12 protein-coding genes are annotated in these 22,042 nt (G+C 64.5%); 8 read left to right on the forward strand and 4 right to left on the reverse strand.

From position 1 onward, the window contains the following. Nucleotides 1-151: 151 nt before the first annotated feature. Nucleotides 152-9,079: a type I polyketide synthase gene (locus HMPREF2967_RS11565; protein ID WP_070686582.1), complete on the reverse strand. Its 8,928-nt coding sequence runs from the start codon at nucleotides 9,077-9,079 to the stop codon at nucleotides 152-154. Nucleotides 9,080-9,448: 369 nt separating this feature from the next. On the opposite strand from HMPREF2967_RS11565, the gene HMPREF2967_RS11570 reads away from it, so the two are divergent. Then, nucleotides 9,449-10,375 (forward strand): hypothetical protein, encoded by a 927-nt coding sequence (locus HMPREF2967_RS11570; RefSeq protein WP_070686584.1) that lies wholly within the window; start codon nucleotides 9,449-9,451, stop codon nucleotides 10,373-10,375. Here HMPREF2967_RS11570 and HMPREF2967_RS11575 read toward each other — a convergent pair. Continuing rightward, nucleotides 10,372-12,111 carry a long-chain-fatty-acid--CoA ligase gene (locus tag HMPREF2967_RS11575; protein WP_070686586.1) on the reverse strand — a complete coding sequence of 580 codons (1,740 nt, stop codon included), beginning with the start codon at nucleotides 12,109-12,111 and terminating at the stop codon, nucleotides 10,372-10,374. The two genes, HMPREF2967_RS11570 and HMPREF2967_RS11575, sit on opposite strands and share 4 nt — an antisense overlap. Nucleotides 12,112-12,290: 179 nt before the next feature. Beyond that, nucleotides 12,291-14,003 carry a long-chain-fatty-acid--CoA ligase gene (locus tag HMPREF2967_RS11580; protein WP_070686589.1) on the reverse strand — a complete coding sequence of 571 codons (1,713 nt, stop codon included), beginning with the start codon at nucleotides 14,001-14,003 and terminating at the stop codon, nucleotides 12,291-12,293. A gap of 76 nt (nucleotides 14,004-14,079) precedes the next feature. On the opposite strand from HMPREF2967_RS11580, the gene mshA reads away from it, so the two are divergent. The 4 genes from mshA (at nucleotide 14,080) to HMPREF2967_RS11600 (ending at nucleotide 18,218) form a co-directional block, all read left to right on the forward strand. Continuing rightward, nucleotides 14,080-15,345, forward strand: a complete 1,266-nt coding sequence (gene mshA / locus HMPREF2967_RS11585) for a D-inositol-3-phosphate glycosyltransferase (RefSeq protein ID WP_070686590.1) — start codon at nucleotides 14,080-14,082, stop codon at nucleotides 15,343-15,345. An 89-nt stretch (nucleotides 15,346-15,434) separates the two neighbouring features. Then, nucleotides 15,435-16,184: a phosphoglyceromutase gene (locus HMPREF2967_RS11590; protein ID WP_070521289.1), complete on the forward strand. Its 750-nt coding sequence runs from the start codon at nucleotides 15,435-15,437 to the stop codon at nucleotides 16,182-16,184. Nucleotides 16,185-16,257: 73 nt separating this feature from the next. After that, nucleotides 16,258-17,523, forward strand: a complete 1,266-nt coding sequence (locus HMPREF2967_RS11595) for a sensor histidine kinase (protein WP_070521124.1) — start codon at nucleotides 16,258-16,260, stop codon at nucleotides 17,521-17,523. After that, nucleotides 17,520-18,218, forward strand: coding sequence for a response regulator transcription factor (locus HMPREF2967_RS11600; RefSeq protein ID WP_070521121.1), 699 nt, complete (start codon nucleotides 17,520-17,522; stop codon nucleotides 18,216-18,218). Before HMPREF2967_RS11595 ends, HMPREF2967_RS11600 begins: the two co-directional genes overlap by 4 nt. On the opposite strand, the gene HMPREF2967_RS11605 is transcribed toward HMPREF2967_RS11600, so the two are convergent. Beyond that, nucleotides 18,215-19,096: a DUF3109 family protein gene (locus tag HMPREF2967_RS11605; protein WP_070596624.1), complete on the reverse strand. Its 882-nt coding sequence runs from the start codon at nucleotides 19,094-19,096 to the stop codon at nucleotides 18,215-18,217. The two genes, HMPREF2967_RS11600 and HMPREF2967_RS11605, sit on opposite strands and share 4 nt — an antisense overlap. A 33-nt stretch (nucleotides 19,097-19,129) precedes the next feature. On the opposite strand from HMPREF2967_RS11605, the gene HMPREF2967_RS11610 reads away from it, so the two are divergent. From HMPREF2967_RS11610 to proC, 3 genes are all read left to right on the forward strand, one after another. Next, nucleotides 19,130-20,059, forward strand: a complete 930-nt coding sequence (locus HMPREF2967_RS11610; protein WP_083299172.1) for a Ppx/GppA family phosphatase — start codon at nucleotides 19,130-19,132, stop codon at nucleotides 20,057-20,059. A gap of 9 nt (nucleotides 20,060-20,068) precedes the next feature. Further along, on the forward strand, nucleotides 20,069-20,893 hold the full coding sequence (locus tag HMPREF2967_RS11615; protein WP_070686592.1) for a hypothetical protein: 825 nt from the start codon (nucleotides 20,069-20,071) through the stop codon (nucleotides 20,891-20,893). Nucleotides 20,894-21,095: 202 nt separating this feature from the next. Next, nucleotides 21,096-21,887 carry a pyrroline-5-carboxylate reductase gene (proC, locus tag HMPREF2967_RS11620; RefSeq protein ID WP_070686594.1) on the forward strand — a complete coding sequence of 264 codons (792 nt, stop codon included), beginning with the start codon at nucleotides 21,096-21,098 and terminating at the stop codon, nucleotides 21,885-21,887. Nucleotides 21,888-22,042: the final 155 nt, after the last annotated feature.

Genomic DNA, 22,042 nt, shown 5'->3' on the forward strand with positions numbered 1-22,042 from the left:
GTTCCTGGAAGTCTCGCGTTTAGGTAAACGGTGCCTTATGCGAAACCTATCACGAGGCGAGGGGCGCAGGCAGAAAAGAAGCCGAGGAGGCCCGCTTCTTAGCGGACGTCCTCGGCTTGTTCTTAGGGCTTGTTGTTAGGGGATCTGCGCCTTAGGCGGAGGGGTAGGTGCCGTCCTCGGTGAGGCGCGCGGAGTCGTCGAGAAGCATGGCAATCTCGGCGGCCTTGGCGTCGCGTGCCGGGAGGCGGCGGCCCTCGATGACCTCGAAGAGCGGGGCGCGGCCCAGCATGCCGGCCTCGAAGTGGGCGCGGCCGGCGCGCAGGCGCTGCTCGGCGCGCTCACGCCACTGGGCGGCGGCATCCGCCCCGCGCTGCTGGGACACGGCCTGCTCGAACACGCTTGGGTGGGCGTAGACGATGAGCGCGCTGACGTGGCCGAAGCCAAGCGAGGTCAGTGCCGCGGCCTTCACGCTGTGGCCCGCTGCGGCGAGGTCCAGCGGGGAGCGCAGCCACACCAGGTTCGGCGCCTTCGGGGCGATGAGCGGGTCGACGCAGTCCAGGGACACATTCGCCGGGATGCGGTGCGTGCGGAAGACATCGATGATGCCGCCGGTCTGGAAGAGCGCGGCACCCGCCTTGGAGTGGCCGGTGAGCGTCTTCTGGGAGATGACGAACATCGGCTGGTCCTCATCGCGGCCAATCGCCGGCCACAGCAGGGAGTGCAGCTCCGACTCGTTGGGGTCGTTGGCGTTGGTGGAGGTGTCGTGCTTGGACAGGACGCTGACGTCGTTTGGCGTCAGGCCCAGACCGCGCAGCGAGCGCGCCAGGCGGGAGTTCTCCCGGCCGCGGCCAGCGCCCAGTGCACCCAGGCCCGGGGCCGGGATGGAGGTGTGGGCGCCGTCGCCATAGGAGGCAGCGTGCGCGACCACCGCGAGCACCGGCAGTCCTAAGTCGGCTGCTAGTGAGGCACGAACTAGCAGGACTGTGCCGCCGCCCTCGCCTTCGAGGAAGCCGCCGCGGCGGCGGTCGTTGGCGCGGGAGATGAAGCGATCATCGATCCCCTTGGCTGTCATCTTCGCGGTCTCCGCGGTGGCGTTCATGTCGCCGAAGCCCTGGAGGGATTCCACCTGGACATCGTCGATACCGCCGGCCACGACCGCATCAGCCTTGCCCAGGGCAATCTTGTCCACGGCCTCCTCAATCGAGACCGCCGCGGTAGCGCAGGCGCCGATGGGGTGAATCATGGAGCCGTAGCCGCCCACCAGGGACTGCATGGTGTGCGCCGCGATGACGTTCGGCAGGGCTTCCTGCAGGATGTCGGACGGGCGCTCCTCGCCGAGGAAGCGGGTGACGAAGACCTTGTGCAGGGACTCCATGCCGCCGATGCCGGTGCCCTGCGTGGTGGCCACCTGACCCGGGTGAATGGAGCGCAGCAGCTCTGCCGGGGAGAAGCCGGCCTGGGTGAAGGCATCCACCGCGCTGACCAGGGTCCACACCGCCATGCGGTCGAGGGAATCGAGCATGTGCTCCGGGATTCCCCACTTGGCGGCGTCGAAGTCATCCGGCATCTGCGCGGCGACGGTGCGGGTCAGCGTGGCCTTGCGCGGCACCTTAACGGTGGCACCCTGGCGGCGGGTGATCTGCCATTCGCCGTCTACTTCGGCGATGCTGACGAACTCTGGGTCCGCCTCCTGGATATCGCGTGCGGTGGCCTCCGAATCCACGGTGAAGGTGACGTCGCGGTCCAGGAAGACGGTGGTCAGGTCGATGGAGCCGCTGTCGGTGAGGTGGTACTTATCGGTCAGCGTGCGCACGCCGGAGCGTGCGACGACCTCATCGCGGAAGCGCTCGAAGATGTCCTCTTCGGCAATCTCTTCATCGCTCTCCACCACGAACCAACCCGGGTGTGGGTCTTCGCGCCATTCCACCAGCCCGGTCATCCAGGCCAGCTCCAGCACACCGGCGGCGGTGAGCTCTGCGGAACCATCGCGCTGCAGGCCATACTCGGCCTCGAAGCGTGTGCGGCCGGAGCCCCACGAGGAGACCTCGCCGATACCGGCGATGACCACCATGTCCTCCAGGTCCGTGGTGACCTGGCCAACTTCTTCCTCCAGGCCTGGCTGAACCGCCTGCACCTGGTTGGGCAGCGCGGTGATGGTCGCGGGAGCCTCCTTATCCTCGTGCGGATCGACGTCAGCCGGCTCCACATCTGCGGCGAGCTCGGTGAGAGAGAAGCCCTCCAGGCCGCCGGTGAGGTCCTTCTCCACCGGGGCATGCGCTGCTTGCGCGCGCGAGTCGGCGCTGGCCAGGTCCATGAGCTCGGTGGAAATCTCCTCCGGGCTCCACACCTTGATGCCGGCCTTCTCGGCGGCGGGCACCAGCCCATCGTTGCCGCCCATGAGGTGCGTGCCAGCCACCCAGCCGATCTTGGCCTGCGCCAGGGTGACACCCTGCGGCCAGCCGGCTTCGACCTTCCACTTGTTGAGGATGGCATCGAGTGCCGCCTTGACCTCGCCGTAGGCGCCGTCGCCACCGAAGGTGCCGCGGTTGGGCGAGCCCGGCAGGACGACGTGGCAGCGCTTGTCGACGTCCCCCTGACTCAACCTCGCCAGCCCCGCAATGGTGCGCTCGACGGACCACAGCAACAGGCGGGCCTGCGTCTCGGTCGTTCCGGAGGCATCCGCCAGCGAGCCGGAGACACTCGGCGCGGCGAAGGGGAAGGCCAGCGTCGGGGTCAGCGCAGGCTTGAGAATCTTGACCTCGTTGCCCACGGACTCGCGCTGCTCAGTGCCGATCCAGTCGATGAGGGCGTCAATATCACGGAAGCTCGACAGGTTCGCCGGGACCAGCCACAGGGCGGAACCGGCGGCGCCGTGCTCGGCGTAGAGCGTGCGCGCGAACTCCTTGCGGGCCTGGCTGACACGGGAGGCGGTCATGATGACGGTCGCGCCGCCCTCCAGCAGGCGCTCCACCAGTGCGGTGGCGATGGAACCAGGCGCAGCGCCCGTGACCAGGGCGACCTCACCGGCGAACGCGCCGGGGGTGGTGTCCACGGCGGCCTGCGCGATGTCTTCGCGCTTCCACCAGCGGGCCTGGCGAGCTAGATCCTCGCCGGCACCGTGGAAGCTGTCCACTGGGTACTCGGCCTGGCCCAGCGCCACGCGGGCGAGGCGCTCGCGGGCGATGGCCCAGGAATCGTCGAAAAGCACGGCCTTGTTCGCATCGAAGGAGGGCGTGACGGACTTGAGCCAGCCGGAGCCGAGCTCTGCCTCAACGGCATCGATGACGGTGGTGTCAGGGGCCTCGATGAGCTCCGGTTCGGAGTCCAAGCCCAGCTGGGAGAGAAGCTGACGGGCGGCTGTAGCCAGCACGCCGTTCTCACCGGTGACGGTCTCGGCGAAGGCATCGAGCGCAGCGGAGTCAACCACGGCACCGCCACCGGCGCCACCGGCGGCCGCGCCCTTGGATACGGATGCACCGTGGGTAGCGGCGACGGCCTGGACGGCGGCGTCGATCAGCTCGTGTGCCGCGGGCTTCGAGGTAGCGCTCGCCGGCACGGTGTTCAGCGATCCGCCGCGCACCGAGTCCTCCTCGCGGGAGCCGAGCAGGATTTCTGCCTCGACGTGGGCAACCCAGGACTCGGGCAGGCCCCAGGTGCCGGTGACGTAGTCCGCCACGGCGGTGGGCTTGAGGCCCGCAGCGCCGAAGAGCTGGCGCAGGCGCGCACCGACGGCCTCACCCAGCACCGGGCCGAACGCGGAGTAGCCCGGGGCGGCGGTGGCGACCTTCTCGCGCAGCGTAGCCACGTCGGCATCGGCGGCGCCATCGATGGCCGGCACGCCGATTTCCGCGGACATGTCCATGAGCAGCTGGTTACGGCGCGAGGACACACCGTTGGTCAGCTCCTCCACGGTGTCGGAGTCCGCGATCTGGTCCACGCGGATCTTGTTCTGGAAGGCGAAGAGCACCATGATGGCCTCCGCCGCGCCGAAGCGCAGCTCGGGGGCGTCGCCGGAGGCGGCGGCTGCGGTAGGCGCAGGAGCAGGTGCGGCAGCTGGCGCGGCCGCAGCCGGAGCCTCGGCAGCCTCGGCTGGTGCCTCGTTGGCTTGTGGTGCCTCCTCGGCGTCGGATTCCGGAGCCGGTTCGGCGGCTGGGGCTTCGGAGACGTCGGCAAGCATGACCTGCTCCTGGTCGCGCTCCACGTTGAGCACGCGGATGGTGCCTTCCGGGATGCCGGCGACGGCCAGCGAGCGGGTCGCCAGGTTGGTCAGCGTCGGGGAAGAAGCCAGGCCGACCTCGATGATCTGCTCGACCTTGCCGAAGAGGAGCTCCTGGGTCTCAATCCAGCGCACAGGTGAGGCGAACTGCCAGGACAGCAGCTCAATGAGCAGCAGGCGGGCGAGCTCGTGCTTGGAGAGGTCCTCCACCTTCAGCCCGTCCAGCTTGCCGGAGGGCGCCAGCGGGGCCACGGCGTCGACGAAGTCCTGGGTCAGCTCGAAGGGGCGGGCCACCAGGTTCGGGATATAGCGTCCTACCAGGGCATCGAGGTCCAGCTCCTGCGGCAGGAGCTCGTCGAGTTTTTCGGCGAAGGCCGGAACACCCTCGCGCAGCACGCGGGAGTGGAAAGGCACGTCGATGCCCGGGACCATGACCGCCGCGCGTGGGGCGATGGCATTGGCCTTGTCCACCAGTGCCTTCAGCCCCTTCTTGGTGCCGGCGACGGAGTACTGCTGGCCGCGGATGTTGTAGTTAACAATCTCCAGGAACTCGCCGGTGGCCGCGGCGACCTCAGCCACCCAAGCGTCGACGCTGTCGGCATCAATACCAGCCATGTTCGGGCGCAGTGCCGCCATGGCGTATTCGGAGTTGCCTTCAGCATCGCGCGGAACGAGGCTGCCCATGGCGGAGCCGCGGGAGTAGACGATGTCGATGACACCCTCAAGGTCGAAGATATTCGCTAGCGAAGCCAGCGCGGTGTACTCGCCCAGGGAGTGGCCGGCGAAGTAGGAGGTCGGAGCCAGGGTGTCCTCGGCGCGCAGGCGCTCGGTCTGGGCATAGGCCACCACGGCCAGGGCCACCTGTGTGAACTGGGTCAGGTGCAGCACACCCTGCGGGTGGCGGAAGGTGGTGCCGCGGACGGTCAGCTCCGTCGGGTTCTCATCGATGATCTTCTGGATGCTAAAGCCCAGGTTCTCGCGGGTATGCGCATCGGCGCGGCGCCAGGCCTCGCGTGCTGCCGGGGAGGCCTGGCGGTCGCCCTTGCCCATGCCTTCGGTCTGGATGCCCTGGCCGGGGTAGACATAAGCCGTGGTCGGCGCGGCAAGCAGGGCCTGGCCGCGGGAGACGACTTCGCCCTCGATGCGGCAGGTGACCTCGAGGGCCTGGTGGATGCCCTTGCGGCCGACGCGCTCGACGGTGACCTCGATGTCATCGCCCAGCTGCACCATGCCGTACATGGAGTAGGTCCAGCCCACCACGCGGCCGTGGCGTCCGGCCACCTGCTGCGCGGCGGCCGAGAGCCACATGCCGTGCACCAGCGGTGCCTGCAGGTTAACCAGCTGGGCCGCGTTATAGGAGGTGTGAATCGGGTTATAGTCACCGGAGACCAGCGCGAAGGGAGTCATATCCTGCGGGGCGGTGACGGTGGCGCGGTCGACGAAGGAGCGTGGCGTCGGCACCACCTTGGTGGCGGACTTGCCGCCGCCCCACTCCGGTGCCTGGCTCGGCGCGGCGGTGCCGGTGGCGCGGCCGCGGATGGCAAAGCGGTGCATCTGCGTGGCCACGACATCACCGGAAGCGTGGTCCTTGAGCTCGAGCTCGACCGTGACGATGCGCCCAGAGACAGATTCCTCGATGGCGGTGCAGGAGGAGGTGACGTCGATCTGGCGGCCGTCGGCAAGCTGCTCCAGCGGCACGCGCAGGTCGATGACGTGGTCCAGGTGCACCGCGTTGAGCAGGCCCTCGATGACGGGGTAGCCATCCTCCAAGCGCCCGGAGCCGAGCGCGGCATAGATGGCCGGCCAGCAGGGACCGACCAGAACATCCGGGGTGCCGGCCTTCTCGGCTGCAGCATCGCCGCAGGTCACCGCGCTGTGTGCGGAGAGCAGCGAGGCGGGGAAGTGGAAGGAGTAGCCAGACTCGACGGTGGGCATCTCCGTGATCTCATCGCCCTGCTCCGCCGTGGAGCCGACACCAGCCAGGCCCTCCAGGAGGGTGAAGACGGAGTTGGGCAGGCGCTCCTCGGAGACCACCGGGGAGCCACCCGTGGCCACGTCCTCCGGCAGGTCCACAGGGACGGTGACCTCGCGAACGTAGAAGGGGCGCTGCTCCTCGGGCAGGTCATCCCAGTAGGAATCCGCGGTGATGACGATCTCCCAGTTGCCCTCGGCATCCTGGCGCAGGTCGAAGGCGTTCTCATCCATCTCATAAGCCGGGTTGGCCATGAGGTGGCCGTGCCACAACAGGGTAGGAGAAGTACGCAGGAACGCGGCCTCATCGGCGGCGGAATTCAGGCGGGAGAAAGCCTTCTGCGGGGACGAGCCCTGCTCCAGCAGCGCATCCGTGGTGGCCTGCTCGAAGCGGCCAAGCAGCTCTGCCACCGGCTCGTTCTTCTTGGTAATGCCCGCCACCGCCACAGGTCCGGGGATGATGCGCACCTGGTCGGCGGAATAGCGCTCATCCTGGGCCTGCCACAACGTGTCCTTGCCAAACCAGCTCTTGAGGTCGCCATCGATGGCGGGCACCCACGGCATGGGCTTGACGTGCTTATAGTGCAGCGAAATCCACCAGGCGGCATCGCGCGTGGAGACCTCGGTGGTACGTGTGGCGGGGTACTCGGCCAGCAGCTTAGCGACGGCTCGCGGGGCATCGTGGACGTCCTCAACGCTGGTGAAGAGAGTTGCAATCTGGCCATGGTCAGCCGGGTTCAGGCGGGCTTCGACGCGGTGGAGGAGATCGAGGAAGCGGTCATCCCAGCTGGGATCCACGAACGGGTGGGCCAGCTCCACGAAGCGCTCCAGCCACTCCGCGTAGGTCATGGACTCCACATCGCCGAAGTAAGGCTTGCAGGTCTTGGCCAGCGCGTCGATGATCTCCTGGCGGTGGGCCGGGTATTCCTCGATGTTCAGGGAAGTAATCAGGCGCGAGGCCGCCGCGAAGGAATTATCCAGGTCGTGGATGTCCGCCAGCAGGTGGGACTGCGAGGACGCCACGCCATGCGCGCCGGTTCCGCGGCCGACCCAGCCATCGTTGTCTTCCGGGGAAATACCGGTGGTGTTGACCAGCAGGTCCTTCACCGAATCGGTGGCCTTGGCTTCCTTGGTGGCCATGGCGACGGTGCCGATGAAGACGGCGTCGACAGGCATGGCCGGCATCGCATGCTTCTTCGCCCACTCACCGGTGAGGTAGGAGGTGGCGCGGTCCGGGGAAGCGATGCCGCCGCCGACTGCCAGGTAGACGTTGGGGTGCTGGCGGATTTCGGCGTAGGTATCCAGCAGCATGTCATCCAGGTTGACCCAGGAGTGGTGGCCGCCGGCGTGGCCGTCCTCGACCTGCATGATGATGCGGTCCTCCGGGTAGGCCGTGGCGATGGCCAGCACATCCCGGATCTGCTTTGCGGTACCGGGCTTGAAGGAGATGAAAGGGAAACCGTCGGCGTGGAGGCGGTCCAGCAGCTCGCCGGCTTCCTCTACTTCCGGGATACCGGCGGAGATGCACACACCGTTGAAAGCCGCACCGGCCGCGCGTGCCTTGGGCACGATGCGCGCCTGGCCGAAGTGCAGGTTCCACAGGAAGCGGTCAAAGAACATGGTGTTGAACTGCGCCGTGCGGCCGGGGCGCAGGTGCTGCTCCATTGTGGCCAGGTGCGAGCGGAAGACCTCATCGGAGTACATGCCGCCGCCGGCCATCTCCGTCCAGTGCCCGGCGTTGGCCGCCGCGGCGACGATCTCACCATCGGCAGACGTCGGCGTCATGCCGCCCAGCATGATGGGGGACAGGCCCGTGAGATCGGAGAAGCGGGTCTGGGTGTAGGTGCGGCCATTGGGAAGCTCGATGGTGCGCGGGGCGAAGTCGGCGTAGTTGAGGGCCTTGGGCAGTTCAGTGCCTGGCGTGGCCAGCGCATCAAGCTCGTGCGGGGTGGCGGCCGAGACTACTGTGACACCCGTTCCCTCCACGACGCGGCGGGTGAGGGCGGTCAGCGCGCGGTCCAGGACAATGAGGTGCTCGGAGTCGAGTGCAGCCAGGGTGGCCGGCCAATCGTGTTCGTTGACCAGGATGGCCTCGGCCTGCGCGCGGGCCTCATCCACGTCGAGGCCGCACTTCTGCGCCAGCGCCACGGTGCGCTCGGCCGCCATGGCCAAAACCGGGTTGTGGAAGGGGAGGGCCACGGGTAGCTCATCGAAGCGCGGGCTGAGCTCATCGCCGCCGATGGTGCGCTTCTCCAGCTCGGCGTTGAAGCCCTTGACGGCCTCCTCGATGGCGGTGCGGGTGGCAGCCAGGTCCTCCGGGCTGCCGGACAGTGCAAAGTGGCGGCGCCCGTTGACCACGGCGATGGCGGCGGTGCCGTGCAGGTGCTCAGTGACGAAGCCGCGCTCCAGGCCACGGACAGACAGCATCTGCGAGCGCGGATCGGAGCCGTTGACCGCACTGGCGGCGGTCCCCATCAGGATGGCCAGGGCGAGGGCGTGCGCCGGCTTGTCGACGGCCAACGCGCCCAAGCTTCCCTGCGAATGCCCAGCGCGCTCATCGATGTCGACGCCTAGGTCATGCAGCTGCTCGATGGCGGCAATCTGGCCCAGGACGATGCCCGGGATGGATACCGCCGGCAGCGCGTCGAGGGGACTGGACTCGGTGGAACCAGCGATGAGTTGTTCGAGGCGCTCCAGCGCGCCGGGGCAGGTGGAGGCGATGGTGCGTGCGGCGGGGCCGGTGAGGCTGCGGGCTTGGGCGAGGGCCTCACGTAGGGATTCGGCAGTGGCGGCAGTCTGCGCGGCGGTGGCGATGAAACCTTGCCAATCGGAGCCTTGTCCGGCGAAAAGCACGGCCGGGCGGGGCATGGAATGCAGCATAGTTACAGGCATCTTTCCTCTTTTGAGCTGATGGGGAACAGTGTGATGAAGAGCTGCGGGCAGACTTAGTTAGCCCTACAGAACAATCATGATGAGCCACCGTAGTCGAAGCCCTTGCGCATAGGTGTCTCCCGCGCGGAAAATGTGAGGTTTTTCTCACGTTTGGGTGCGGGTGCACTCTTTAGGGTCCCGCCGCGCGAAATTGCGCAACCTTTTGTATTCTTGGCCTCACTGCGGTGGCTCGGGGAGGAGCGGGGTGGCTCAGCAACGGTTCGCGCAGCATAGAGAAAAGAAATTCAAGGGGGGACAATGTCTCAATCAGCAACTGAGAAAACAATCAAGACACCGGCTCGGATTAGCAAGAGTCGAGTTATCAACACCATGACCAAGCTGGCAGGCAAGCTTGAGGAGGATTCCTCAACCGGCTTGCCCACCATCAAGATTGCCGGCGGATTCTTAAGCATCGACGTCAACGAGGAGATGGGCGGCCTCTGCGTGCTCGGGTATTGGGGTGGTGCGGTGTGCTTCGACCCGGACCGGCAGCCTTTGCGCATGGAGGTCAACGATCTCAACGGCGGTGGGATCTCCGGCAACCTCGTGGCCGAGCCCTGTGGAAGCTCCGACATGCACACCCACTTGCGGATCTTCGCACCGCCTTATCTGCCGTCGACGGCCACGAATGCTCAGCTAAAGAGCATCATCGCGGGCTATGCAGTCGAAATGTCAGCGGTCTTCGCGCGCCTGGATGAGCAGTTTCCGGAGCATCCCTCGAAGCCGCGCAAAGGGGCCGGGATCAAGCCGGTCTCTCCCCACTATTTCAGCGAAGCTTATGGTGTTTCAGTAGTGGGGATGTGGCGGGTCCACGAGCGAGCTACGCGCCTGGTGATGGTCGGTACGCCCGTCCACGTGGTGGATCACCGGAATGGGGCGGTGAGCATCCTTATCAATGAACACGCGATCACTATTGAATCCGCTCGTGATGGCTCCGGAGATATTGAACTCAGCCTCGTCACACCCTCCGGACGCTGTGCTTGCGACCTTGATGCGCTCGTGCGCTGGGCCGAGTTTATGAATGATGATCAATACGTCTACTCCGCGCGCATCGAGGTAGTGGACCTCGATGGCGGCGAAGAGCAGGACCTCGTCCTGGTGACCACGGCCCGTATTCCCACGAAGTGGGGCTATACCGATGAGCAGCTGGACTGGCAGCTCAGCACGTTGGTGAGCCAGCTTGTCGGTGCTGGTGAAGCGTTCTACCGAACCTTCAACCCTATGCGCGTGATGCGCTATATCGACCGCGCTGCCTAGGCCGGTGCCTGTTCTCCAAGCAGCTTCAGGAGGTCCTTCTGTACTTCGCGGCGGCGGACCTTCCCCAGCTGGTCGGAGGCCAGGTGCTCGAAGTGGTAGAAGGTGCGCGGCACCTTGTAGCGGGTCAGACGCTCGCGGCAGTAGTCCTTGAGCCCCTCCGGGTCGAGCACCGCGCCGTCCTCTAGGATGATGCAGGCCACGACGTCCTCGGATCCATCCGCGCGCGGACGGCCAACGACAGCCACGTTGGTGACGTCTGGGTGCTGGCGGATCACGTCTTCCACCTCGGCCGGGTAAATGTTGAAGCCGCCGGTAATGATCATTTCCTTGATGCGGGAGACGATCTTGATGAAGCCATCGGACTCCATAACCGCCATGTCGCCCGTGCGGTACCAGCCGTCGTGGAAAGCCTGCTCGGTGGCTTCCGGCATGTTGAAATAGCCCTTGAATACCTGCGGTCCGCGCACGAGGAGCTCGCCCGCGGTGCCATCCGGCTGGGTCTCGCTGAGGTTGTCTGGGTTGCCGATGCGCACCTCGGTATCCGGGAAGGGGATGCCGATGTAGCCGGGGCGGCGGTTCTTGTTGAGCGGGTTCGCGGCCACGATCGGCGAGGTTTCCGTGAGCCCGTAGCCTTCTACGAGCAGGCCGCCGGTGACCGTTTCCCATTCCTCAACGATCTCCGCCGGTAGCGCCGCTGCGCCCGAAAGGCTGTTCTCGATGCCGTGCAGATCGATGCCCCGTTCCTGGGCCGCTTCCATGACCTTGGCGTAGATCGTGGGCACGCCCGGCATCCAAGTAGGGCGGCGCTTCTTCATGATCTCGAGAAGAAGCGGCACCTTGGGAGCTGGGGTGAGGACGAGCTCACCGCCGATGTGCACGCCGAGGGCGGCGATAAGGGTGAGGCCGTAGACATGGAAGAGGGGGAGGGCGGCGAGCATGCGCTCGGCCTTGTTGCCCAATTCGGGGACCCATGCTTCCGCCATCTTCATGTTGCAATACAGGTTGGAGTGGGTCAGCTCCGCGCCTTTGGGCCTGCCGGTGGTTCCGGATGTGTAGAGAATGAGTGCGGTGTCATTGAGATCGACCGTCGCATCCTCCAGCTTGTAGCCCTGCCCGCCGATGGCGCGCCCCGTGAGCACGTTCCACGGCACGGTATTGGGAGCGGCAACTGAGAGCTCCGCGCGCTTGTCCTTGATGAAGGGAAGCGGCAAGCGCAACAGCAGCTGCTTGCGGCGCGGCATGGCCTCGATCATGTTGACCGTAACAATCGTTTCGAGCGGTGTGGAATCACGCAGCTTCTCAAAGGTGGGGCTCGCCTTATCCCAGACCACGGCCACGCGGGCGGCGTGATCCTGGAAGAGGGGCTCGAGCTCAGCCGTGGTGTAGAGCGGGTTGTGCTCCACGACGGTCGCCCCCAGTTTCAGGATGGCGTAGAACACCGCCACGTGTTGGGGGCAGTTGGGCAGTGCTACGGCGACGCGATCACCAGGACGGATGCCGAAGGCCTTGAGGCCCGCTGCGGCGGCGCGCACGTGGGTATCGAGTTCGCGGTAGGTCATCTGGTGACCGAAGAACCACGTCGCCGGCCTGTCGCCGAATTCCTCCACGGTCTCTCGGTAGGAGTCCAAAAGCGTTTCGGTGCCGTAGTCCAGATTAGGTTTAGTCCACTCAGGGTAGTACTGGAGCCAGGCTTTCGTCTCAAAGGCGGAAGAGGCCTGAGCAGGGGCTTCGGTCATGTTCGCGAACTCCTTAGGTGGTCAAACTTGTTATGTGTGAAACAGTATAACTAATTTGTGACGAAAGTCTCGCAAATCTTTGCAAAGTTGCTTGCAGTAACGAAATCTTTTCGGGATAAATCAATAGCCCCGGTGATGTGCGTTTATCACGCAGGGATCGGTTCCGGGGCTATGGAGTGCTACTTCTCCGCTTTGAGGCGCTCGAGCAGATCCGCCTGAACCTCGCGGCGGCGAATCTTGCCCAGCTGGTCGGTGGCCAGCTTTTCGAAGTGGTAGAAGGTGCGCGGCACCTTGTAGCGGGTCAGGCGCTCGCGGCAGTAGTCCTTGAGGCCTTCGGGGTCGAGCGCGGCGCCGTCGTTAAGCACGATGCAGGCTACGACGTCCTCCGAACCGTCCGAACGCGGGCGGCCCACCACGGCGGCCTCCGCCACGTCTGGGTGATCCAGCAGGGTTTCCTCAACCTCACCGGGGTAGACGTTGAATCCGCCGGTGATGATGATTTCCTTGATGCGGCTGACCAGGCGGATAAAGCCGTCTTCCTCCATCACGCCCATATCGCCGGTGCGGAACCAGCCATTGTGGAAGGCCTTCTCTGTGGCTTCCTCATCGCCGAAGTAGCCCTTAAAGATCTGCGGGCCGCGGGCCAGCACCTCACCCTCCTGGCCATCCGGCATGGTCTCATCCAGGTTGTCCGGGTTAGCAATGCGAATCTCGGTATCCGGGAAGGGGATACCCACGTAGCCGGGGCGGCGGGCGTCACTCATCGGGTTACCCACGATGATGGGCGAACACTCCGTCAGGCCATAGCCCTCCACGAGCATGCCGCCGGTGTACTTCTCCCACTTCTCCACGGTATTGACCGGCAGGGTCGACGCTCCGGAGAAGGCCGCGCGCACGCCGTCCAGGGAGACGTCATCTTCTTCCGCCTTCGCCACGATGCGCTCGTACAGGGTTGGCACGCCCGGCACCCAGGTCGGGGTGTGCTTCTTCATCAGCTCCATGATGAGCGGCATCTGCGGGCTCGGCAGCAGAACCAATTCGCTGGCGATGAGCGGCGCCAAGGTGGCATTCATGGTCAGGCCGTAGGCGTGGAAGAAGGGGAGCGCAGCGAGCATGCGCTCCGGGGAATCGCCCAGGCCTGGGACCCAGTGCTTGCCCATGAGCAGGTTGGAGAAAAGGTTGCCGTGGGTCAGCTCCGCGCCCTTGGGGCTGCCGGTGGTGCCGGAGGTGTACAGGATGAGCGCGGTGGTGTCCTTGGTGACGTCCTCCGGCGTGATGACATCAGAACCATCGCCGCCAATGGCGTTGCCAACGAGGGACTCCCACGGCACCGTGTTCGGCGCCGGGGCGGTGAGCTGATCGCGCTTGGATTTCAGCGGCGGGATGGGCAGGCGCAGGGCCAGGCGCTGCGGGGTCGGCATCGCGTTGATCATGTTGATGGAGACGACGGTCTCCAAGGAGGTCGTCGGGCGCAGCTTCTCCAAGGTGGAGGCCGTCTTATCCCAGGAAATGGCGATGCGCGCGCCGTGGTTCTGGAACAGGCCCTCCAGCTCGTGGGCAGTGTAGAGAGGGTTGTGTAAAACCGCGATGGCGCCCAGCTTGAGCACGGCCCAGAAGGAGGCGATGAACTGCGGGCAGTTGGGGGCGACGATGGCCACGCGGTCCCCCGGGCGCACTCCGAAGGCGCGCAGGCCGGCGGCGGCGCGGCGGACCTGCTTGTCCAGCTCGGCGTAGGTTTGCGTGCGGCCGAAGAAGTAGGTTGCCGGCTTGTCGGGGTGGAGCGCGAGGTTGTTGTCGTAAACGTCGAGAAGCGTGGTGTCCCCGTATTCCAGGCTGTGCGGTGTCCACTCCGGGTAGTACTGGAGCCACGCCTTGGACTCGTATGCCGACATCGATTCACCTTTCGGTCGCGTAGGTTAAGGTACGGGCCAGTATAACGCGGGTCGTTTCGGGATACACTGGGAAATTATGCGCATCGCGATGATTTCCATGCATACCTCGCCCCTCGAGCAGCCCGGTTCCGGGGATGCGGGCGGCATGAACGTCTACGTTCTCAACACTGCTCGCCAGCTCGCGCGCCGCGGCGTGGAGGTCGATATTTTCACCCGTGCCACGCGCCCCAGTCAGGGCGAGGTGGTGGGCGTCGAGGAGCGCCTGCGCGTCATCAACATTGTGGCGGGGCCCTATGAGGGCTTGAGTAAGGAAGAACTGCCTACCCAGTTGGCCGCGTTTACGGGCGGGATCTATAACTTCGCGCGCTGCTTTGAGGTGGACTATGACGTCATCCACTCTCACTATTGGCTCTCCGGTCAGGTGGGATGGTTATTGCGCGATCTGTGGGACATCCCCCTCGTCCACACCGCGCACACGCTGGCCGCGGTGAAGAACGTGCACCGCACTCTCGATGACACCCCAGAGACTGAGGCGCGCCGCATCTGTGAACAGCAGCTGGTGGATAACGCTGACATCCTGGTGGTTAATACAGCCCAGGAGACTCGCGATCTGATCGAGCACTACGATGCATCGCCGGACAATATCGTTGTGGTCTCCCCGGGTGCGGACACGGAGCTCTATACCCCGGGCACCGACCGCATGACGGAGCGTGCGCGCCGCCAGCTGGGCATCCCGCTGCACACCAAGGTGGTGGCGTTTGTGGGCCGCCTGCAAAAATTCAAGGGCCCTGACGTACTCATTCGCGCAACGGCGGAGCTGATGGAGCGCGATCCGGATCGCCGCCTGCGCGTCGTCATCTGCGGTGGTGCTTCGGGGGCGAATTCCTCGCCGGATACCTACCACAACCTCGCCCGCGAGCTGGGGGTGGAGCGCGTCGTGCGCTTCCTCAGCCCGCGCCCGCCGCAGGAGCTCGTAGCCATCTATCAGGCCGCGGATATTGTCGCGGTCCCCAGTTATAACGAGTCCTTTGGGCTGGTGGCCATGGAGGCCCAGGCTTCCGGAACACCCGTCGTGGCGGCGGCTGTCGGCGGCTTGCCCATCGCGGTTGCAGACGGCGATACTGGTCTGCTCGTCCACTCCCATTCGGCGCAAGATTGGGCGGATGCACTGGAGCAGTTGCTTGACGACGACCCCCGCCGCATCGCCATGGGCGAAGCCGCCGTCGATCACGCCCAGCAGTTTAGTTGGGCGGCGGCCGCCGCCCAGTTGGAGAACATCTACGCCGACGCCATGAGCATCGAGATTCCGGACTGCCATGCGCGCCGGGCAATCGGATATTAATCCCACATAAGCGGGCATAAACCCACAGTTAGGGGTGATGTGCCCGGGTTCACAGGCAAGCGGCCGAAAAACGTGGCATGCTGGTGTTTATGAGTAACGGAAAGCTGATTCTACTTCGACACGGACAGTCCGAATGGAACGAGTCCAACCAGTTCACCGGTTGGGTTGATGTCAACCTCACCGCCAAGGGTGAGGGTGAGGCCAAGCGTGGCGGCGAGCTGCTCAAGGAGCAGGGCATTCTGCCGACCGTCGTGTACACCTCCCTCCTGCGCCGCGCCATCCGCACGGCCAACATTGCGCTTAATGCCGCAGACCGCCACTGGATTCCGGTCGTGCGCGATTGGCGCCTGAACGAGCGCCACTACGGCGCACTGCAGGGCCTCAACAAGGCCGAGACCAAGGACAAGTACGGCGAGGAACAGTTCATGGCATGGCGCCGCTCCTACGGCACCCCGCCGCCGGAGCTGGAGGACGGCGCCGAGTACTCCCAGGCCGGTGACCCGCGCTACGCCAACCTGGATCAGGTTCCGCGTACGGAGTGCCTGAAGGATGTCGTCGAGCGCTTCGTTCCTTACTTCGAGGAGGAGATCCTCCCGCGCGCCAAGAAGGGTGAGACCGTTCTCATCGCCGCACACGGTAACTCCCTGCGCGCGCTGGTCAAGCACCTGGATCAGATCTCCGATGAGGAGATCGCCGGCCTCAATATCCCGACGGGCATCCCGCTGGTCTACGAGATCGCCGAAGACGGTTCCGTGGTGAACCCGGGTGGCACCTACCTGGATCCGGAGGCTGCCGCTGCTGGTGCAGCCGCCGTGGCCGCGCAGGGTGGCAAGAAGTAGCCGAAAACCGCTACGTGCTGCGCACGATCCCCAAGGAGCCTATACTCCTTGGGGATTCTTTGTAGGGGCGTGAATGATTGTGGAACTGGTACTAGCTTTCCTGGCCGGCGTGGTGGCCTGCGGCCTGGCCATACCGGTGATTACCCGGGTCCGCGAGCGCCTGGTGCGCCGCCGCGTCCGTGATGCGGATGCGAACCAGGTCACCAGCGTTAGCCAGGTCTTGCACCTCGCCGTGTCCGGCTCTCCAGCCGGGATGGCCGTGCTCTCGCGGTCCAAAGAGATCATTTTTTCTAACCCTGCCTCCCATGAGATGTCGATGGTGCACGACCGGGCGGTGAACCCCGATCTGTGGAAGGTAGCGCAGGAGGTTTTCGAGGATAAAGAGACCCGAACGCTGGACCTTTCTATCCCGAAGCGGCGCACCGGAAATCGCGTGATTCAGGTGCGTGCGGTGGTCCAGCCGCTGACGCTGAACGACGATCGCTTCGTCATCGTCTACGGCACCGACGAGTCCGAGTCGGTGCGCATGGAATCCGCTCGCCGTGACTTCGTGGCCAACGTGTCCCACGAGCTGAAAACCCCGGTGGGTGGCATCGCGCTGCTGGCTGAGGCCCTCCTTGAGGACACCGGGAATCCCGAGCATGTCGAGTATTTCGGCAGCAAGGTGCAGAAGGAGGCGGCGCGTATGGCCGACATGGTCAGCGAGCTCATCTCCTTGTCTAAACTGCAGGGGGCGGAGGCGCTCCCGGAAATGGAGCCGCTCGATCTCGATGAGATCATCGATGAGGCTATTACCCGCAACCAGCTTGCCGCCGATTCCCACCACAATCAGCTCACCCGCGGTGATTCCGAAGGGGTCCAGGTCATGGGGGACAAGTCCCTCTTGGTCACGGCGATCTCCAACCTCATCTCAAATGCCATCCACTATTCGCCGGATGAGATGCCGGTGTCGGTCACGCAGAAGGTCGTCGGCGGAAAGGTCGTCCACATCCGCGTCACCGACCGCGGCATCGGCATTGCCCCGGAAGACCAGAAGCGGGTCTTTGAGCGCTTCTTCCGCGTGGATAAGGCGCGGTCCCGGCAGACCGGTGGAACCGGCCTTGGTCTGGCCATTGTGAAGCATGTCGTGGCTAATCACGGCGGCAATATCAAACTGTGGTCACGCCCCGGAACTGGCTCGACGTTCACAATCGAGCTCCCTATCTACGCAGAAGAAAAGCCAGCAGATAATCTTATTCATCGGGATAATATAGAAGACGGGGCCGTCAGCTCCGCCGCCCCTGGTTTACAGCGCGCCGTGGCGCGCGTAGCCGCTCGTCGAAAGGATAAAGCGCAATGACCACCATCCTCATCGTTGAAGATGAAGAGTCGCTGGCCGATCCCCTCGCCTTCCTCCTCCGAAAGGAGGGATTCGACGTTCTCCTCGCCCCGGACGGGCCCAGTGCGCTAGAACAGTTCGCAGCGAACCACGTGGACATCGTCTTGCTGGACCTCATGCTGCCAGGCATGTCCGGAACGGACGTGTGCAAGCAACTGCGCGCGACATCCTCTGTGCCGGTGATCATGGTGACCGCGCGCGACTCTGAAATTGACAAGGTCGTGGGGCTCGAGCTGGGCGCAGATGATTACGTGACCAAGCCCTATTCCTCTCGCGAACTCATCGCCCGCATCCGCGCGGTGCTGCGCCGCGGCAACGATGCCTCTTCCGATCACGGTGAGGAGGAGCCCGACGAGCAGATTCTGGAAGGCGGCCGCGTGCGCATGGACGTGGAGCGCCACACCGTGCTTGTCGCCGGCGAGCCGGTGTCCATGCCGCTCAAGGAATTTGATCTCCTCGAGTACCTGCTGCGCAATTCTGGGCGCGTGCTGACCCGCGGTCAGCTCATCGACCGTATTTGGGGCGCGGACTACGTGGGTGACACAAAGACTCTCGACGTCCACGTCAAGCGCCTCCGCTCCAAGATCGAGGCTGAGCCTTCCCACCCGCAGCAGCTCGTGACGGTGCGCGGCCTGGGATACAAGTTTGAGGCTTAAGCGCCAGGGTCCGCTGGGTGCCGCGGGAACTCGACTCCGGAGCGCGCCCGGGCCTCGCAGTGCTTGGCCAGGATTTCGTAGCACTCCTCGCCGAGTAGCGCGATCAGCTCGGTCTTCTGCGACTTCCACAGCGGTTCTTCCGCGGTGTGGCAGGAGGGATCGGCCGAGCAATACCAATCGAAGTCCTCGCCGCCGTTGCCCCACCCGCGGCGGTCGTACTCACCGATGGTGGTGCGCAGTATTTCCTCCCCGTCGGGGCGCTCCTCATAGTCTTCGTGCCGGCGAATCGGCAGCTGCCAGCACACTTCGGGCTTGACCACGGTGAGCTCTTCCCCCGCGTCGAGCGCCCACTGATGGATAGCGCAGCCCGCGCCCGTGGGCCAGCCGGCGCGGTTGGCGAAGATACAGGCGCCGTCGACAAGCGGCGTCTTCAGCGCCGGTTCCGGCTCGCCATCATCGCCGTCGAGCTCATCCCACTCCAGCCACGGTTCCAGTTCTTCGGGTTCACCGTGCTTCAGGAACCCATCTACCCCCTCTGGGCGGTGCTGCCAGAAACGTGCGGGCATGCGGGCGACGGCGTCGCGAAGCTGCTCCCGATCCGTCTCATCGGCCATGTATGCGCCGTGCACGCAGCAGCCGACGTCGGGCTGTTGCTTATCGATGCCGTGGCACCTCTCCGTCCCAAACTGGCAGGCATAGTGCGATTCGAGCCAAGTCAGGTCGATGGAAAAGACGTGGAGTGGATCGTGCGGATCCGTAAATTCGAACCACTCTCTGGGGAAGTCGGGGGCCTTTTCGCGGCCGGCGATAATGGAAGCCGCCGCGGGGGAGGAGGCCGGAAAACCCAGGTAAACTTCTTTTGATTTCGGGCGATTCACACCTACCCACGGTAGACCTACTACTGTAGAGGCGTGCGATTAGGTGTATTAGACGTCGGAAGTAATACCGTCCACCTCGTTGCGGTCGATGCCGCAACCGGTGGGCGGCCTTCGCCGATGAGCGATTGGAAGACCCCGCTGCGTCTGGTGGAACAGCTAGACAAAGACGGCAACATCCATGAGAAGGGCATGAAGAAGCTCATCTCCGCCGTGGGGGAAGCCGCTGAGTTGGGCGACAAGCTGGGCTGTGACGAGTTCATTGCCTTTGCTACTTCTGCCGTGCGCTCGGCCACTAACTCGGCCAAGGTTCTCGATGAAGTTGAGAAACAAACCGGCGTCCGCCTCGAGATCTTGTCGGGCGAGGAGGAAGCTCGGTTGACCTTCCTGGCCGCCCGCCGTTGGTATGGCTGGTCCGCTGGCCGCATTACCAACCTCGACATCGGTGGTGGCTCGCTGGAGCTGTCCACCGGTACCGACGAGCATCCGGAAATGGCTTTCTCCCTCGATTTGGGAGCAGGCCGTCTGACTCACAACTGGTTCGATACCGACCCGCCGGAAAAATCCAAGGTGAACCTGCTGCGGGATTATATCGATGCGGAACTGGCCGGCGTCGCCGATAAAATGCGCGCGCTGGGCCCTGCCGGGTTGGCCGTGGGTACCTCGAAAACCTTCCGCACGCTGGCCCGATTGACAGGTGCTGCGCCGTCCTCGGCGGGCCCCTATGTGAAGCGCACGCTCACTGCGCCGGGCCTGCGTCAGCTGATTTCCTTCATTTCCCGTATGACTGCAGCTGACAGGGCGGACCTTGAGGGTGTAAGTTCTACCCGATCGCATCAGATCGTCGCCGGCGCTTTAGTGGCGGAGGCGAGCATGCGTGCCCTGGGAATCGAAAAGCTGGAGATCTGCCCCTGGGCTCTCCGAGAAGGTGTCATTTTGCGCCGTACCGATAAGGGACTGGAATAGGAAAGAAACGTGGCTGACAAGAAACAGTTGACAGTTGCGGAGCTGCTGGCCCGTAACGCGAAGGACCGATCCGGCGAGGAGAAGAGCTCGCGCCGCCATCGCCGGAGCCTTGACGAAGGCGGCATCTCGGTTGCGGAGCTGACCGGCAATCTCGAAAAGGTCAAGGCAACTCCGGCGGAGGCTAAGCACTCGAGTGTCTCCATCGATGAGCCGGCCCCGGTTATTCCTGCGCCGAAGAAGGAGAAGCCTCAGCAGGAGGCCCCGCAGAAGGACGCTGATAAGTCTCACTCGGCTGCCCCTGCGGAGAAGCCAACCGAATTTGAGTCCAAGCCTTCCCAGCCCTCTGACGAGGACACGCGCGTAATCCAAAAGGTCAAGGACGAGCCCAAGAAGGCTGAAGACAAGGCCCAGTCAAAGGTCGAGTCAAAGGCTGAGCTGAAGGCCGAGGAAAAGGTTGAACCAAAGGCCGACGGCAAAGTCGATGACAAGGCCGAGGATGACACCTTTACCACGGGTGAACTCGAGGCAGTCGACCAAGACGTTGAAGAGTACGACGAGAACTATGACGAGGAGGACGAGGGCAAGCTCAACCCCTTCGCCGTGGTCCTGCTCGCCCTCGTGGGCATCGTGCTTGGCGCCATCGTGTTTAAGGGCTTTGAGATTCTCTGGGACCGCTTTGACCGCTTGGTCGTCGTGGTACTCGGTGTTGTTGTCCCCGGCGTCATCGTCGGAATCGTCCACGCACTCCGCACGAGCCGCGACGGTTTGTCCATGTTCCTCGCAGCCGTGGCCGGTCTCGTGCTGACCTTTGGCCCGCTGCTCGTGGTGATGTAAGCACGGGCCCAAAGGGCATCTTCTCAAAGGCATCTGCCAGAAGGTATCTTTGCCCCTGAAAACGCCATCTATTTTGCTGTAAATGGCATCTTCAGGGCAGAAAACGCCTTCTGTCAGATGCCTTTTGCATGTGCGAGGTTAGCGTGCGAGCAGCCCTGTTGATTGGTGGCCGCGTCCTGGCCTTTCTGGCACCCTGGAAAGCATGACAAAAATTGCAGTACTTGGTGGAGGACAAATCGGCGAAGCCCTCGTTTCTGGGCTGGTGCATGCGGGCTATGATGCCGCGGACATCGTGGTGACCAACCGCCGCACTGAGCGCGGTGAGGAGTTGAAGAGCGCCTACGGCGTCAGCGTCACAAGCGATAACGCCGCGGCTATCGACGGCGCCGACTACATATTCGCCTGCGTGAAGCCTTATGCCATCGTGGAGCTTCTTGAGGGCCTCGACATCCCACAGACGGCCGTGGTTGTGTCCATGGCAGCCGGCTTAACTCTCGAGACCCTGGAGAATGCCGCTGGGGAGGGCGTGCCGGTCGTTCGCGTCATGCCGAACACCCCCATGTTGGTGGGCAAGGGCATGTGTACCTGCGCGGGCGGCACCCACGTGATGGAGGAGCAGCTCGAAGGCGTGGTCAAGCTCCTGGAGGCTGTCGGCGAGGTTGCTGTCATTGAGGAGAAGCACATCGATGCTGCTACCGCTCTGGCTGGCTCCGCACCCGCCTACTACTTCCTCGTGACTGAGGCACTGATCGACGCCGGCGTGCAGCTCGGCCTCACCCGCGATGTTGCCGAGAAGCTAGCCACCCGCACCGCACAAGGCGCCGGAACGATGCTGGCTGAATCCGGCAAGGATCCGGTTGCTTTGCGCGCAGGGGTGACCTCCCCGGGGGGAACCACTGCCGCCGCTCTTCGCGAGCTCGAGGAGTCTGGCCTGCGGGGTGCGTTCTTCCGAGCCGCTGAAGCCTGCACCCAGCGTGCGCAGGAACTTGCCTAAAGCTTCCCGTCGCTCTGGGAGCCCTGTGGCACATGTTGTCACACGGGCTTGAAGGGCAGCAGCGGTGCGAAAGAGGAAAAAATTAGCTCTTGGGTCGCATTAGTCACAGGTTTCACGCTAAGCTGGCAGGAGCGCGTGCGTGATAGTCCTGTGGG

The sequence above is a fragment of the Corynebacterium sp. HMSC059E07 genome (assembly GCF_001814395.1).
In the GTDB taxonomy this organism is placed as follows: Bacteria; Actinomycetota; Actinomycetes; order Mycobacteriales; family Mycobacteriaceae; genus Corynebacterium; species Corynebacterium hesseae.